This window comes from Castellaniella sp. (assembly GCF_041677825.1).
Classification (GTDB): domain Bacteria; phylum Pseudomonadota; class Gammaproteobacteria; order Burkholderiales; family Burkholderiaceae_B; genus Castellaniella.
In genome coordinates this window covers 34,595-49,560 of the sequence record NZ_JBAYPG010000015.1, presented here as the reverse complement: position 1 = coordinate 49,560, position 14,966 = coordinate 34,595, and the positions used below count along the sequence as shown (strand labels likewise).

Below are 14,966 nucleotides of genomic sequence, written 5' to 3'. Positions count from 1 at the left end.
GTCTTCATTCGCATTGAAAGCCTGTCTTCATTCTCAATCCAACCAGCCAACGAACATGCAGGAACGCTACCTCCCCTCTCAGGTCGAATCGGACGCTCAGGATCACTGGCGCGCAGGTGACGTCTATCGCGTCACCGAACATGCCACCGCGCCCGACGGCTCTCCCAGGCCCAAGTTCTACGCCTGTTCCATGCTGCCCTATCCCAGCGGCAAACTGCATATGGGGCACGTGCGCAACTACACCATCAACGACATGATGACGCGCCAGTTGCGCATGCGCGGCTACAACGTGCTCATGCCCATGGGCTGGGATGCCTTTGGGATGCCGGCCGAAAATGCGGCCATGAAATCCGGTGTGCCACCGGCCCAATGGACCTACTCCAACATCGCCACCATGAAAGGCCAGATGCAGGCGATGGGGCTGGCGATCGACTGGTCACGCGAAATGTGTGCCTGCGATCCATCCTATTACAAATGGAACCAGTGGCTGTTCCTGAAGATGCTCGAAAAAGGCATCGCCTATCGCAAGACCCAGACCGTGAACTGGGACCCGGTCGATCAGACCGTACTGGCCAATGAACAGGTGATCGACGGCCGGGGCTGGCGCTCGGGCGCGCTGGTCGAAAAGCGTGAAATCCCTGGCTATTATCTGCGCATCACCGACTATGCCCAGGAACTGCTCGATGCGCTCGAAGACGAACGCATGAGCGGCTGGCCAGAACGCGTACGCCTCATGCAGGAAAACTGGCTGGGGCGCAGTGAAGGGGTTCGCTTTGCCTTTCGCCATGACATCCGCGGCACCGATGGCGCACTGATCCAGAATGGGCTGATGCACGTCTTCACGACACGCGCCGACACGATCATGGGGGTGACGTTCTGTGCCGTGGCACCCGAACATCCTCTGGCGACCGAAGCGGCGCGCCACCAGCCGGAACTCGCCCGATTCATCGAGGCCTGCCGCAAGGGCGGCACCACCGAAGCCGAACTCGCCACACGCGAGAAAGAAGGCATGCCCACAGGGCTGAGCGTGATCCATCCGCTCACCGAACAGCCCGTGCCGCTGTGGGTGGGCAACTATGTGCTCATGAGCTACGGCGACGGCGCGGTCATGGGGGTTCCGGGGCACGACGAGCGTGACTTCGCCTTCGCGCGCAAATACGGCCTGCCCATCCTGCAGGTCATCGCGGCCCCCGGCCATGAATACGCCATCGACACCTGGCACGACTGGTATGCCGACAAGACCATGGGCCATACCATCCACTCGGGCAAGTACGATGGTCTGGGCACGAAGCAGGCCGTCCAGGCCGTGGCGGCCGACCTGCAGGCCCTCGGGCTGGGCGAGGCGCGCACGACCTGGCGTCTGCGCGACTGGGGCATTTCACGCCAGCGTTACTGGGGCACCCCCATTCCCATCATTCATTGCCCCGATTGCGGTCCGGTGCCCGTGCCCGAAAAAGATCTCCCGGTCATTCTGCCCGAGCATCTGGTACCCGACGGCACCGGCAACCCGCTGGCCCGTGACGAAGCCTTCCTGGCCTGTACGTGCCCCAGCTGCGGCCAGCCCGCCCGCCGGGAAACCGACACCATGGACACCTTCGTCGATTCATCCTGGTATTTCATGCGCTATGCCTCACCGGGCAATGATCAGGCCATGGTCGATGCCCGCAATGCGTACTGGATGCCGATGGATCAATACATCGGCGGTATCGAGCATGCGGTGATGCACCTGTTGTATGCCCGGTTCTGGACCCGCGTGATGCGCGACCTCGGTCTGGTCGAATTCTCGGAACCGTTCACCCGCCTGCTGTGCCAGGGCATGGTGCTCAATCATGTCTATTCACGGCGTACCCCACGCGGCGGCATCGAATATTTCTGGCCGGAAGACGTCGAACCGGTCACCAGCGACAAGGGTGCCATCGTCGGCGCGCGCCTGAAGGCAGATGGTTCGCCGGTCGACTACGAAGGCATCGGCACCATGTCCAAGTCAAAGAACAACGGGGTCGATCCACAGAAGCTCATCGATTCGCTGGGTGCCGATACGGCACGCCTGTTCGTGATGTTTGCCAGCCCCCCCGAGCAAACCCTCGAGTGGTCCGACTCGGGTGTCGATGGCGCCCATCGCTTCCTGCGCCGGCTGTGGGCCTTCTGCCACGCACACCATTCGCAGGTGCAGGGCCAGATCCAGCCCGCAGGCCGCGTCGAACACTGCAACCCGGCAGGCGCCGGGTTGCGCCGCCAGATTCACGGCCTGCTGCGCCAGGCCGACTACGATTACCAGCGCATCCAGTACAACACCGTGGTGTCCACGGCAATGAAAATGCTCAATGCACTCGATACGGCGTCACACGAGCAAGCCGATGCCCCGGCCATGGCCGAAGCCCTGTCGATCCTGCTGCGTGTGCTGTATCCTGTCGTGCCGCACATCACCTGGCATCTGTGGCGCGAACTGGGTTTTGCCGACCCATTGGGCGACCTGCTGGACGCCCCCTGGCCCACTGTGGATGAAGACGCCCTGCTGGCCGAGACCATCGAACTGGTCTTGCAGATCAACGGCAAGGTCCGCGGCCAGCTCAGTGTGCCGCAACAAGCCGAACCTTCAGTCATCGAGGCCAGTGCAAGGGCTCACGAGGCTGTAGGCCGTTTTCTTGAAGGACGGCCTGTCAGGCGGGTGGTAGTCGTGCCGGGCAGGCTGGTCAACGTGGTGGGCTGACGACATGATCCAGACAAACTTTCCGTACACTGCAGGGCGCCTGCTGGTGATCGCTGCGCTGACGCTGCTGCTGACAGCCTGTGGTTTCCACATCCGGGGCGCCACGCCACTGCCGTTTGATTCGCTCTATACCAACATCAATCTGAACAGCGAATTCGGGGCCCGCCTCGAGCGGGCCATCCGGGCCAACTCGCCGGCCACCCGCATCGTCACCCAGCGCAGTGAGGCCGACGTATTCCTGCGCCAGATCGAAGACAGTGAAGATCTGCGCCAATTGTCACTCGATGCCGATGGGCGGGTCGAAGAATATGAACTCCGGCTCAGGTTCACGTTCGAACTCGTCGACCGCAACGGCGAGCGCCTGCTCGAACCCACAACGCTCGAGAGCCTGCGCGAGCTGCCCTACAGCGAAAACATCGTGCAAGCGAAAGAAAGCGAAATACAGCGCAACTTCAACGACATGCGTGATCTCCTGATCCACCGCATCATGAGCCGCATCAGTTCGCCCGAAGTGCGCGCCGCCTATGCCCGCTCCAACGAGAACGCCGTGTCCGGCGGGGCTGCGGCACACCCCGCGGGCAAGTCCGGCGCCGGTCACTGAACGGTATCATGGCCACTCGCGCACCCGGCATCCCGCAGTTGCTCCGGCAGGCCGAGCAGAACGCCCGCCTGCCGGCGTACTGCGTACTGGCGGGCGATGAAATCCTGCTGGTCAACGAGGCCGCCGATGCCTTGCGCGCCCTGGCCCAGCGACTGGGTTGCAGCGAACGCAGCCATCTGGTGATGGATGCCCGCAGTGACTGGTCCGCCGTCCTGGCCGCAGCATGCAATACCTCATTGTTCGGCGATCTGCGTCTGGTCGAAATCAGCCTGCCCTCAGGCAAGCCAGGCAAGACCGGTGCGGACACGCTGCAAAAGCTGGCAAGCCAGGCCGCGGCCGGCCAGTTGCCGGATGCCTTCATCCTGCTGCGCCTGCCGCAGCTGGACTGGGCCACCCAGAAAAGCAAGTGGGTGCAATTTCTCAGGAAACAGGCCACCTGGGTCGATATCCCCGGGGTCGGACGCGCAGAATTGCCCGCCTGGATCAGTCAGCGTCTGGCGCAGCAGCATCACGAGATCGACACGGGCACGCAGGCGTGGCTTGCAGACCAGGTCGAAGGCAATCTGCTCGCAGCGCATCAGGAAATCGAAAAACTCGGGCTGCTGTACCCACCGGGGGCCCTGACGCTCGAACAGGTGCAGGCCGCGGTACTCGATGTCTCGCGCCATGACCCCCAGGATCTGCGCCAGTCGGTGCTGCTGGGCGAACCACAGCGTGCCTTGCGGATTCTGGCCGGCCTGAAGGCAGAAGGCATGGCCCACTTGCCGATACTCTGGGGCCTGGGTGAAGATATCCGCATCCTCGGCCTGCTGGCCAGTCTGCCCGCCGGGCAGCGAGCCGGTACCTTGCGTGCGCAGCGGGTCTTTGGCGCTCGCGAGCATCATATGCGCCAGGCCCTGCAACGCTGCCCGGCGCGCCTGTGGCCTCTGGCACTGGATCAGGTCCACGAAATCGACCGGCATATCAAGGGCGTGCCCGTTGCTGCACGCCTGCCCGATCCCTGGGATGAACTGGCCCGCCTGGTCCTGCGGGTAACCACGGCAGGCGCGCATTCTCCCACCCATACAATGGCACCGCAATGAATACCGCTTCATCCACCCACACGACCATGCTCGAACTCGGGCAACAGGCGCGCGCCGCCGCACGGCGGCTGCGCGTCTCATCCGGGGCCGCGCGATCCGCCGCCCTGCGCGCGCTCGCGCGTCTCATCGACGAACAGACTGCGTGGCTGCAAGCCGAAAACCAGCGCGATCTGGACGCGGCTGCCGAGAAGGGGCTGGATGCCGCTCTGGTCGAGCGCCTGCGCCTGTCCGACAAGGCATTGCAGACCATGATGCAGGGGCTGCGACAGGTGGCCGACATGCCGGACCCGATCGGCAGCCTGAGCGCTGCTGCAGTGCGTCCCAATGGCATGCGGGTGGCCCGCATGCGCGTGCCGATCGGGGTGATCGGCATCATTTACGAGTCGCGCCCGAATGTCACCGTCGATGCGGCCGCCCTGTGCCTGAAATCGGGCAACGCAACCATATTGCGCGGCGGTAGCGAAGCCTTTCATTCCAACCGCGCCCTGGGCCAGTTGATCCGCCAGAGCCTGCAGGGTACCGGCCTGCCCGAACATGCCGTGCAGGTGGTCGATACCACCGACCGCGCCGCTGTTGGCGAGATGGTCACCCTCACCGAATTCATCGACGTGATCATTCCGCGCGGCGGCAAGAGCCTGATCGCCCGCCTGGCTGCCGAATCGAAAATCCCCCTGATCAAGCACCTGGACGGCAACTGCCATCTGTACGTCGATCGCGCCGCCCAACCGGACCAGGCCCTCGATATCGCGATCAACGCCAAGACCTACCGCTGCGGGATCTGCGGCGCGATGGAGACCCTTCTGGTGCATGCCGACATCGCGGCCCAATGGTTGCCGCAAGCCGCTCGGCGCTTTGCGGCCGTCGGTGTCGAACTGCGTGCCTGCGAGCGCGCCCTGCCCCTGATGCCGGGCAGCCGGCCAGCCACCGAGGACGACTGGGCCACTGAATATCTGGCACCGATACTGGCCGTGCGGGTGGTGGATTCGCTGGACGAGGCACTGGCACACATCGAGCGCTACAGCTCCGAACACACCGAGTCCATCGTCACCCAGGATCTGGCCGCGGCCGAGCGCTTCCAGCGCGAGGTCGACTCGAGCTCGGTCTACGTGAACCTGCCCACGTGTTTCGCCGATGGCTACGAGTACGGCCTGGGCGCCGAAATCGGCATTTCCACCAACCGCCTGCACGCGCGCGGCCCGGTGGGCCTGGAAGGCCTGACGATCGAAAAATGGGTGCTCAACGGCAATGGCCAGTTGCGGGGCTGAGCATGCTCTGGGTCAAGGTGCTGCACATCCTGTTCGTGATCGCCTGGTTTGCCGGGCTGTTCTACCTGCCGCGCCTGTATGTCAATCTGGCACAGGCCGCCGACCCAACCACCTATGACACCTTGCTTGGCATGGCCCGACGGCTGTATCGCTTCATGACACCCCTGGCCATCCTGGCGCTGGCATTCGGGCTTTATCTCTGGCTCGGCTACGGGCTGGGCCGTGGACAGGGCTGGATGCATGTCAAGCTGCTGCTGGTGCTGCTGTTGATCGTCTATCATCTGGCGTGCCGGCATTATCTGCAGGCATTCGCGCGCCGCGCAAATGCGCACGCCCACCGGTTCTACCGTTTCTTCAACGAAATCCCCGTCCTCATCCTGCTGCTGGTGCTGGTGCTGGTCGTCGTCAAACCATTCTGATGCCATGACACAATCCAGGAAAACGACATTGCGGCTGAAGGATGCGCCAGAGGCGCCCGCTTCCGAAAAGCCAACGGCGCGCCAACGCACAGGTGCCCGCGCCCGGCAAGCCGCCCGCCAGGCGCTGGCGCGCCAGGCTGCGGCGGGTTCGGGCAGCGCCTCGGCGCCGGTTGCCAGCGCCCCGACCGGGCCGACGCGACCCGCGACGCAAGCAACTGTACGGCAGCGCCCGGCCACGGGCCGCCCGGTACCGGCTCGCCGCGACCGGCCTGCAACTGCAGTTCAGCAGCACCGGCCAGCCCACGTACAAGACACGTTCAAGGCTTTTGCGCCGTGCCCGCAAGGGCTGGAACACAGCCTGGCGCAGGAGCTCCAGGGGCTCGGCCTTGCCGCAGTCACCGCCGGGCGCGCCGGTTGCCATTTCGAAGCCCGCTGGCAGGATCTGCTCAGGGCCAACCTGCATTCCCGGCTGGCGACACGCATCCTGATGCAAGTCGCGCAAGCCCCCGTGCACACCGAGGATGACATCCTGAGCCTTGCACGGGCGACTCCGTGGGAGCACTGGTTCGGTCCGGAGCACAGCCTGCGGGTCGATACGTCTGCCATCCACAGCCCGATGCGCAGCCTGCAATACTGCAACCTGCGCGCCAAAGACGGGATCTGCGACCGCCTGCGCGAGCGCGAAGGGGCACGGCCCGATATTGACACGGTACGCCCCGATGCCCGCGTGCACCTTTTTCTGGATGCACATCAGGCGACGCTGTATATCGATCTCTCGGGCGAATCGCTGTTCAAGCGTGGCTGGCGCCTCGACAAGGGCGCAGCCCCGCTGCGCGAAAACCTCGCGGCAGGCCTGCTGATCCTGTCCGGCTGGCCAGGCGACGCGCCCTTGCTGGATCCATTCTGTGGCAGTGGCACGGTGCTCATCGAGGCGGCCTGGATGGCCCTGGGCGTACCACCCGGGATCTGGCGGCCATTTGCGTTCGAACGGCTGCGCAACCATGACCACCGTCTGTGGCGCGATCTGAAGGATGATGCGCGCAGCCACATCATGACCCGGCTGGAACAGCCCATGGTAGGCGCCGATCATGATCCGGCCGCCATCGAGGCCGCCCGTGCCAACCTGCAGCGCGCACACCTGGCGCCCGACAGCATCCGTTTCGAGGTCTGTGACGTGCGTGAGGTGCTGCCGCCGGCAGACCGGGGCTGGATCGTGACCAATCCCCCCTATGGCGAACGCCTGGGCGTGGCCGATGCCGATGCCCTTTGGGCGGGCTGGTCGCGCTGGCTCAAGCAGCATTATGCCGGCTGGCAACTGAACATCATCAGTGACGACATGGGCTTGCCCGGCCGCCTGCGCCTGAAGGCACGCCGCCGCCACCCCCTCTACAACGGCGCACTCGAGTGCCGCCTGTTCCAGTTCGACCTGAATCCGGATGCCTATCGCGCCGAACGCCCGCAAAACCACACGGCCTGAATCTCGGCCAGCGTTGCAAACTGCACTTGCCATGACTAAGGGTTTTCCCTATAATTAGGGATAACCCTGAGCGAAACGCTCACTTTCACGCAAAGAGGCTTGCAATGAAAAAGACATATCATTCCGACGTCCGCCTGACGGACGCGCTCGAACGCAAACTGCTGCAAGACGCCCTGGAGGCCCAGCAGAGGTACTGGCTTGATCACGAAATCAAGCAACTGTTCCTGAAAGTCCTGCGCATCTTCAAGACGCCAGAAGACGCCACGCCAGCACAAACTGCGGTACGCACGGCCCACTGAGCCACGACGAACCCCGCAAAAGGCCGCTCTTGCAGCGGCCTTTTGCGATAATGGGGGGTGAACGTCAATGAAGCCCCTGCCCATCAGGCCATGCCACCACTCCCTGCCTCCCGTCTGCGCCGTTTTGCCTGCATGATCTATGAAGGCATTCTGCTGTTTGGCGTCGTATTTCTGGCCAGCTATCTGCTGGATACCCTGACGCAAAGCCGCCATGGCCTGATGTTGCGCCCGACCCGGCAGGTCTTCCTGTTTGTGGCGATAGGCATTTACTTCATGGTCAATTGGCGACGCAACGGCCAGACCCTGCCCATGAAAACCTGGGGCATCCGTCTGGCAGACGCCGATGGCCGCACACCACGATTTTCCCGTCTGCTGCTGCGCTATCTGCTGATCTGGCCTCTGCCCCTGCTCACCGCGTGGCTGCTCGCCACCCTGTCCACGGTGCTGCAGTCCAGCGCCATCGACATGCTGATCGTGCTCGCGCCATTTTCATTGTTCATCTGGACCTGGTTCGATCCCCGGGGCCAATTCCTGCATGACCGCATCCTGGGCACCGAATTGCGGGCCCAGGTGCGCCATGACCACACCACAGGCGCCGCCCGGCCGGGCGCGGCAAGCAAATCATGACTGACGCACTCACCAAATACCTGACCGCAGACCGCAGTACGCGCATCCAGACGCTTCAACTGGATCAAGCCTGGCAAACCGGCCTTGCGCACCAGCATCTCTGCGATGAAGTCGTCGCCTTGCTGGGCGAACTGGCGGCGGCCTGCGTGCTGCTGGCAGGCAGCATCAAGTTCGAAGGATCGGTGGTCCTGCAACTGCAGGGCAATGGTGCGGTACGGCTGATCATGGTCGAGTGCACGTCGGCACTCGAGTTGCGCGCCACGGCGCAGATGGATGAGGCCTGTACGTTGCCTGATGCACCCGGCTTGCAGACGCTGCTCAATGCCGACGGCCAGGGCCGTTTCGTGGTCATGCTCGACCCTGAAGGCCGCAAGCCGGGCACCCCGCCCTATCAAGGCATCGTACCCCTCGAGGGCGAGTCGGTCGCGCAGGTGCTCGAGCACTACATGCGCCACTCCGAGCAGCTTGAAACCCGGCTCTGGCTGGCAGCCGACCGCGAGCGTTGCGCAGGCCTGCTGTTGCAGCGCATGCCCGCCCAGGACGACAGCCACGCCGATGAGCGCAACGATGCCTCCACCTGGACGCACTGCACGACCCTGGCCGATACCCTGAAGGCCGAAGAACTGGCCGGTCTGCCCGCGCAGCAGTGGATCCACCGATTGTTCTGGCAGGAGGATCTGCTCACCTATCCCGCCCAGGCCGTGCGCTGGCACTGCAGTTGCTCGCGCGAACGGGTGGCGCACATGCTGCGCAATCTGGGCGCGGACGAAGTCAATGCCATACTGGCTGAAACAGGCCAGGTGCAGATCCACTGCAATTTCTGCGGCAAAGGCTACGATTTCGATGCCGTAGACTGTGCGGCCCTCTTCCTGGAGGCTCGCGACCCGATCGCCGTACCTGGTTCCGACACCCGGCATTAGCAGGCTGGATCAGGCGAGATTGGGCGCGATCCGTTGGGATTGAACGGGAGCAGGCTGGATCCGCCATCAGGCTGGGGTTTTCAGCCACAGGCGGGTGCTGCGACCTATTCAGCCACAGTGGCTTGTCACGCTGGCATGCACATACGGCCTTGACGCACACTAGCAGGCATGCCAGAAGCCAAGCCATCACCAGCCCTGCGGGCTGACGCACACATCGCACGGCCCGCTCCACCGACCGTACAGGGTGGTGCGGGTGCGGTTGGCTTTCTGATCGTCGCCATCCCGATTCTCATGCTCGGCCTGGGCGGTGTCGAACTGGCCCACTGGTTCAGCCTGCGCCAGATCCTGGGCCAGGCCCTGATGCAGGCAGCCCGCTCAGGGGTCACGCAGCACGCCCGGCCGCAGTCGATCGCGGATTCATTCGAATCGGGTCTGCGCATGGCCTGGCCAGATGCACCCGGCCTGCAGAGGATCCTGCACGAGCAGGCAGCCGCGCTGGGCACCCCCTGGCACATCCGTATTACCCAGCCGACCCGATCCGCCTTTCTCGATCACGCAGAGCCACGCCCGCCCGCACCGCCGATGCGGGCCGGGCTGGCCTGGATCTCCAACGATCATCAGGCCCTGCGGCACGCCCAACGCATGCGACAGGGCTGGCCCCAGGGGCGCGGGCCGCAATCGGGCCAGACTATCTTCGATGCGAACACCCTGGCGCTGACGCTGAACTGGCCCCAGCGCCCCGTGCTGCCCGGTACAAGCGCCATCTTGCGGGCCCTGGCCCCATGGATGCCCGATCCGCGCCAGGCCCGCTGGATGGCTGCAGGCTATCTGCCTTTCCGCCGCCATGTGCGGCTTGCCATGCACAGCCACCCCGCACAGTGGCCTGATCTCGCCGATGGGCGCATCAGCCACGGCACGCACCCAGACCGCCCCGACCAGAGCACCACTGGGCCAGCCTGGCCCGGCACGCCCATCAGCGGCGCCGCGCCACCCGCGCCAGAATCAACCGTTGGTACACCACCGAAGCCGCAAACCGATGAGATTCCGGGTGGCAGCACGGCTGCGACCACACCCTCTGCCAGCCAGGATGAGGCCACAACGACGCCCCCGGGCACTGCTGACCCGGATCCGGCTGCCACACCACCCGATGGACCAGAATCCCCTCTCCCTGACGATGCGTGTGTCCCCGCACCCTGACCCAGGCCGCACACTGGCCTTGGCAGGCCTTCATTGCCCTTTGATTGGCCTTCACCTGGCCTTCGTTGACCCTTGGCTGGCCTTTACCTGGCCTTCGTTGGCCTTCACCCGGCTGTCACCCGGCCCATACTTGGCCTTCACCGGCTCTTGTCGGGGCTTGGCACGATCTGCACATAGTATTCGCCCGGGCGTACCATGTTGAGTTCGCCGCGAGCGCGCTCTTCAACGGCCGACGTGCCATCGGCCAGGTCATGGACCTCGGCCTGCAGCGCATTGTTGCGCGCCAGCAAGGCCTCGTTGGTTTCGGTCTGCGCAACGACCCGCGCCTGAAGATCGCGCAGATCGAGCCAGCCACCCTTGCCCCACCACAGCGGATACTGAATGACCAGCAGCAACAGGAACAGGACCAGGCACAACAGGCGCATGAGGGCACCCGGCGCACGCGTCAGCGCAGATTGTAGAAGGCCGAGACCCCGGGATACGCAGCCACGTCGGCCAGTTCTTCTTCGATGCGCAGCAACTGGTTGTACTTGGCCATGCGATCCGACCGTGACAGCGAACCCGTCTTGATCTGCATGGCATTGGTCGCCACGGCGATATCCGCAATGGTCGCATCTTCGGTTTCGCCCGAACGATGCGAAATCACTGCGGTATACCCCGAGCGCTTGGCCATTTCTATCGCCGCAAAGGTTTCGCTCAGGGTACCGATCTGGTTGATCTTGACGAGTATCGAATTGGCTACCCCCTGCCGGATGCCGCGCTCGAGCATTCTGGTATTGGTGACGAACAGGTCATCGCCCACCAGTTGCACTTTGCGCCCGAGTTGCTGGGTCAGCAACTGCCAGCCATCCCAGTCATCCTCGGCCATGCCGTCTTCAATGGAGACAATGGGGTATTTGTCGCACCAGGAGGCCAGCAGATTCGCGAAATCGGCCGACTCGAGAGACAGGCCGCCTTCGCCTGCCAGGTGATAGCGGCCCTCGCGGTAGAACTCGGAACTGGCGCAATCGAGCCCCAGCAGCACCTGTGAGCCGGCCTCGTAGCCAGCCGCATCGATCGCATTGAGAATCAGCTCGATGGCGGCCTCGTGACTGGTGACATTGGGCGCAAACCCCCCTTCGTCGCCCACTGCGGTTGACATGCCCTGCGCCGCGATGATCTTCTTGAGCGCATGGAAGATTTCTGCCCCCATGCGCAACGCCTCGCGAAAACTGGCGGCCCCCACCGGCAGAATCATGAACTCTTGCAGATCGAGCGTATTGTTGGCGTGCGCGCCACCGTTGATGACGTTCATCATGGGTACCGGCAACTGCATGGGGCCACTGCCGCCAAAATAACGGTACAGCGACAACCCGGCATCATCAGCCGCCGCCTTGGCGACCGCCATGCTGGCCGCCAGCAATGCGTTGGCGCCCAGCCTGCTCTTGCTTTCGGTCCCATCGAGATCGACCAGAACATGGTCTATGAAAGTCTGTTCCTGGGCATCCAGGCCGATCAGGGCCTCGGAAATTTCGGTATTCAGGTGCTCGACGGCACGCAGCACACCTTTGCCAAGATAACGCGTCGGATCGCCATCACGCAGTTCGACGGCTTCATGCGCGCCGGTCGAAGCCCCTGAGGGTACGGCAGCACGGCCCATGGCGCCGGATTCGAGCACGACGTCGCACTCGACGGTGGGATTGCCGCGCGAATCAAGGATTTCGCGCCCAATGATGTCTACGATTGCACTCATGGTGTGACTTTCCTGCCTGTGAAGGGAAACGGGGGGACGAACCGGTTCATTGTACCCGTGACCACGGCATGCCCGATCCCTCTGTGGCCATGGGTTCAAAGGGCATGTCGCAATGCGCCATCCTGTTTGACACAGCGATCCAGCAATTGCAGCGTCTGCAGCAAGGTACGCATCTGACCGAGCGGCACGGCGTTGGGGCCATCCGACAGGGCCTGATCGGGGTTGGGGTGGGTTTCCATGAAAACCCCGGACACGCCCGCCGCAACCGCTGCCCGAGCCAGAACCGGCACGAATTCACGCTGCCCGCCGGAAGACGCCCCCAGACCCCCTGGCAACTGGACCGAATGCGTGGCATCGAAAACCACCGGACAGCCCGTCTGCCGCATGATTGCCAGGGCGCGCATGTCGGAGACCAGGTTGTGATAGCCGAACGAAGCGCCCCGCTCACATACCAGGATGTTCTCGCCATCACCCCCGGCTTCCTGGGCGGCTTCGCGGGCCTTGGCGACCACCTGCAGCATGTCTTCCGGCGCGAGAAACTGGCCCTTCTTGATGTTGACGGGCTTGAGCGTGGCGGCACAGGCCTGGATGAAATCGGTCTGGCGGCACAGGAAGGCCGGTGTCTGCAGGACATCGACCACCGCCGCCACTTCGCGCGCCTGGCCGATTTCGTGCACGTCAGTCAGGATGGGCACGCCCAGACCGGCACGGACATCGGCCAGGATGGCCAGCCCCTGCTCGATGCCGGGGCCACGGAATGAGCGCCCCGAACTGCGGTTGGCCTTGTCGAATGAACTCTTGTAGATGAACGGAATGCCCAGTTCGCGGGTGATGTCGCGCAAGGTACCAGCTGTTTCGAAGGCCAGCTCGCGTGACTCAATGACACAGGGCCCCGCAATGACGAACAGCGGCTGATCGAGGCCAACCTGAAAATCGCACAGTTTCATGCGGCCCCCGCTGCGCGTTCAGAGGCCTGCGGCTTTTCAGGAACCCGCGCCTGACAGGCCAGCGCAGCGCGCACATAGCTGGTGAACAGCGGATGCCCATCACGGGGCGTCGAGGTGAATTCGGGGTGGAACTGCACCCCCATGAACCACGGATGGCCCGGCAGTTCCATGATCTCGGGCAGGTTTTCAGAGGGCGTGCGGGCACTGATCACCAGGCCTGCTTCTTCGAGCCGATGCACATAGACGTTATTGACTTCGTAGCGGTGCCGGTGCCTTTCGTTGACCTCATCGCCGTAGATCTCATGCGCACGAGTCCCTGGCTTGACCGGACAGCGCTGTGCACCCTTGCGCATGGTGCCGCCAAGGTCGGAGCCCGCATCACGCCGCTCGATGGCCCCTTCGCGATCCTGCCACTCGGTGATCAGGGCCACCACCGGATGCGCGGCCGAAGGATCGAACTCGGTGCTGTTGGCGCCCCCCAGGCCCGCCACATGACGGGCGAATTCGACCACGGCCAGCTGCATGCCCAGGCAGATGCCCAGAAAAGGGATGCCCTGTTCGCGCGCATACTGGATGGCACGAATCTTGCCTTCTGTACCACGCTTGCCGAAGCCGCCAGGCACCAGGATCGCATCGAGCCCGGCCAGCGACGCCGTACCGCGGGTTTCGATCTCTTCGGAATCGATGTATTCGACGTGCACCCGCGTGCGCGTGTGGATGCCCGCATGGACCAGTGCTTCGGTCAGTGACTTGTAGGACTCGGTCAGATCGACGTACTTGCCGACCATGCCCACGGTGATGTCGTGCTCGGGGTGTTCGAGATCGTCGACCAGCCGGTCCCAGAGCGTGAGATCGGCCGGTGGCGGCGTGATTGCCAACGCATCGCAGACCAGGCTGTCGAGCCCCTGACTGTGCAGCATGGCCGGGATCCGGTAGATTGAATCCGCATCCCAGACCGATATCACGGCATCGAGGGGGACGTTGGAAAACAGCGAGATCTTGGCGCGTTCGTCTTCCGGCACCGGGCGATCGGCCCGACACAGCAAGGCATTGGGATAAATGCCGATCTCGCGCAGTTTCTGTACCGAATGCTGCGTGGGCTTGGTCTTGAGTTCGCCCGCCGAGGCGATGTAGGGCACCAGCGTGAGATGCACGAAGGCGCACTGATTGCGCCCCAGGCGCAGGCTCATCTGACGCACGGCCTCGAGAAAGGGCAGAGACTCGATGTCACCCACCGTGCCGCCAATCTCGACAATGGCGATATCGGCCTGCCCTTCGTAGGCCGCCTTGGCACCGCGAACGATGAAGTCCTGGATTTCATTGGTGATGTGCGGGATGACCTGAACCGTCTTGCCCAGATAATCGCCCCGCCGTTCCTTGCGCAGGACCGACTCGTAGATCTGGCCGGTGGTGAAATTGTTCACCCTGCGCATGCGCGCCGACACAAAGCGTTCGTAGTGGCCGAGATCGAGATCGGTTTCTGCCCCGTCTTCGGTGACGAAGACTTCGCCGTGCTGGAAGGGGCTCATGGTGCCCGGATCCACATTGATGTATGGATCGAGCTTGAGCATGGTGACGCGCAGACCACGCGATTCGAGAATCGCCGCCAACGACGCCGCCGCAATGCCCTTGCCCAGCGAGGACACCACCCCGCCGGTAACGAATACGTATTTGGTCATGAGAAACACCC

General features: G+C 63.8%; 14 protein-coding genes. 10 read left to right on the top strand and 4 right to left on the bottom strand.

Features of this window, described 5'->3' with window-relative positions:
- Positions 1–55: 55 nt before the first annotated feature.
- The 10 genes from leuS to WCY17_RS07885 all read left to right on the top strand — a co-directional run bounded on the left by leuS (position 56) and on the right by WCY17_RS07885 (position 10,597).
- Positions 56–2,710 (top strand): leucine--tRNA ligase, encoded by a 2,655-nt coding sequence (gene leuS / locus WCY17_RS07930; protein ID WP_372701640.1) that lies wholly within the window; start codon positions 56–58, stop codon positions 2,708–2,710.
- Positions 2,711–2,714: 4 nt separating this feature from the next.
- Positions 2,715–3,311, top strand: a complete 597-nt coding sequence (lptE, locus tag WCY17_RS07925; RefSeq protein ID WP_372701639.1) for an LPS assembly lipoprotein LptE — start codon at positions 2,715–2,717, stop codon at positions 3,309–3,311.
- Between the two features lie 8 nt (positions 3,312–3,319).
- Positions 3,320–4,393: a DNA polymerase III subunit delta gene (gene holA, locus WCY17_RS07920; protein WP_372701638.1), complete on the top strand. Its 1,074-nt coding sequence runs from the start codon at positions 3,320–3,322 to the stop codon at positions 4,391–4,393.
- A complete protein-coding gene (locus WCY17_RS07915) occupies positions 4,390–5,658 on the top strand; it encodes a glutamate-5-semialdehyde dehydrogenase (RefSeq protein WP_372701637.1) in 1,269 nt (422 codons plus the stop codon). The genes holA and WCY17_RS07915 overlap by 4 nt, the downstream gene beginning before the upstream one ends.
- A 2-nt stretch (positions 5,659–5,660) precedes the next feature.
- Positions 5,661–6,077: a CopD family protein gene (locus WCY17_RS07910; protein ID WP_372701636.1), complete on the top strand. Its 417-nt coding sequence runs from the start codon at positions 5,661–5,663 to the stop codon at positions 6,075–6,077.
- A gap of 4 nt (positions 6,078–6,081) precedes the next feature.
- Positions 6,082–7,554: a class I SAM-dependent RNA methyltransferase gene (locus WCY17_RS07905; RefSeq protein WP_372701635.1), complete on the top strand. Its 1,473-nt coding sequence runs from the start codon at positions 6,082–6,084 to the stop codon at positions 7,552–7,554.
- A 104-nt stretch (positions 7,555–7,658) separates the two neighbouring features.
- Positions 7,659–7,853: a hypothetical protein gene (locus WCY17_RS07900; RefSeq protein ID WP_372701634.1), complete on the top strand. Its 195-nt coding sequence runs from the start codon at positions 7,659–7,661 to the stop codon at positions 7,851–7,853.
- Between the two features lie 90 nt (positions 7,854–7,943).
- Positions 7,944–8,480 (top strand): RDD family protein, encoded by a 537-nt coding sequence (locus WCY17_RS07895; protein WP_372701633.1) that lies wholly within the window; start codon positions 7,944–7,946, stop codon positions 8,478–8,480.
- The gene (locus tag WCY17_RS07890) at positions 8,477–9,400 is read left to right on the top strand and encodes an Hsp33 family molecular chaperone HslO (protein ID WP_372701632.1); all 924 of its coding nucleotides are present in this window, start codon (positions 8,477–8,479) and stop codon (positions 9,398–9,400) included. Before WCY17_RS07895 ends, WCY17_RS07890 begins: the two co-directional genes overlap by 4 nt.
- Before the next feature lie 168 nt (positions 9,401–9,568).
- A complete protein-coding gene (locus WCY17_RS07885) occupies positions 9,569–10,597 on the top strand; it encodes a TadE/TadG family type IV pilus assembly protein (RefSeq protein WP_372701631.1) in 1,029 nt (342 codons plus the stop codon).
- A gap of 137 nt (positions 10,598–10,734) precedes the next feature.
- On the opposite strand, the gene ftsB is transcribed toward WCY17_RS07885, so the two are convergent.
- The 4 genes from ftsB to WCY17_RS07865 form a co-directional block, all read right to left on the bottom strand.
- A complete protein-coding gene (gene ftsB / locus WCY17_RS07880) occupies positions 10,735–11,022 on the bottom strand; it encodes a cell division protein FtsB (RefSeq protein WP_372701630.1) in 288 nt (95 codons plus the stop codon).
- A gap of 20 nt (positions 11,023–11,042) precedes the next feature.
- On the bottom strand, positions 11,043–12,329 hold the full coding sequence (gene eno, locus WCY17_RS07875; protein ID WP_372701629.1) for a phosphopyruvate hydratase: 1,287 nt from the start codon (positions 12,327–12,329) through the stop codon (positions 11,043–11,045).
- Positions 12,330–12,424: 95 nt separating this feature from the next.
- Positions 12,425–13,276, bottom strand: a complete 852-nt coding sequence (gene kdsA / locus WCY17_RS07870) for a 3-deoxy-8-phosphooctulonate synthase (RefSeq protein ID WP_372701628.1) — start codon at positions 13,274–13,276, stop codon at positions 12,425–12,427.
- Positions 13,273–14,955, bottom strand: a complete 1,683-nt coding sequence (locus WCY17_RS07865; RefSeq protein WP_372701627.1) for a CTP synthase — start codon at positions 14,953–14,955, stop codon at positions 13,273–13,275. Before WCY17_RS07865 ends, kdsA begins: the two co-directional genes overlap by 4 nt.
- Positions 14,956–14,966: the final 11 nt, after the last annotated feature.